1 protein-coding gene is annotated in these 980 nt (G+C 64.3%); it reads right to left on the reverse strand.

Features of this window, described 5'->3' with window-relative positions; all coding sequences use genetic code 11:
• Window positions 1–307 precede the first annotated feature (307 nt).
• A complete protein-coding gene (locus F1542_RS07755) occupies window positions 308–910 on the reverse strand; it encodes a DUF4412 domain-containing protein (protein WP_193732523.1) in 603 nt (200 codons plus the stop codon).
• Between the last annotated feature and the right edge of the window lie 70 nt (window positions 911–980).

The following is a 980-nucleotide window of genomic DNA, read 5'->3' on the forward strand; positions in this document are numbered from 1 at the left end:
GTCCATAGGCATCCACCATCGCACCCGCCACGGCACCGCCGACAAGACCGCCCACCAGACCGCCGACAAACGCATCGCCACCGCCACGCCCATGGGCATGCGCCTGCGGGGCGGCTGTCGCCAGCCCGGCCAGAACCAGAAGCCCCGCTGCGATACGTCCTGTGTTCTTCATCAACCTGTTCCCGTTACTGATCCTGATCCGGCGGGAGAAGCGCCCCGCCGGAATCGGTTAGACAGCATCGCGATGGCGATTTACGGGCAGGTTGCGCCCTTTTCATGCCATAAAGCGGACCGGGCCGGGTCCGTATCAGGGATGGGCCGCGTGCAGTTCCTTCAGCCCCGACGGGACGGTGAACACGCTTTCATCCTGCGGCGTACGCGTAACGGATGCCGCTTCGACCATCACCTTGCCATCGCGGATGACTTCCATCATCACGCCATCATCGGTGTAGCAGATCTCGCTTGAACGCTGGTCGGTATCCTGTGTCTGCCACAGGGCGCAGGGAATTCCCGCAACCTTTGACACGCCGGTGCGCAGCCACGTGCCCTGCGCGCGCTGGCCCATCTGCACATTGGCCGCCCCCGGGGCGGGAATGACCGTCTTGACCTTCTGGCCGGGATTCACCACCGTCAGGGTCCCGGCATGGTAATCGGTAATCATGTAGGTGGCGGCATTGGCCGGGTCCACGCGCTGCATCATGCGGCTGGCGGACCAGCGCATGCGCTGGCTCATCACCTCACTCGTGTCATGCGGGGGATAGATGGTGTAGGTCACGTCCACATCATCCTGCGGGGTGACATAGGGGCTCTGCGGGTCCGGATCGGCGGCGGAGGCATGGCCTGCCACCCCCGCCAGCAGCAGGCAGGCCACCAGTGCAGCCCGGCGACCGCCATGCGCAAATCGTTTCACTTCATGTCATCCTTGAAAACTGGCCTTGAACAACGGCGTCAGCCGCCCTTCTTGTCCGCATCCTTGCGGG

Origin of the sequence: Komagataeibacter sp. FXV3 (assembly GCF_015155755.1) — a bacterium.
In the GTDB taxonomy this organism is placed as follows: domain Bacteria; phylum Pseudomonadota; class Alphaproteobacteria; order Acetobacterales; family Acetobacteraceae; genus Komagataeibacter.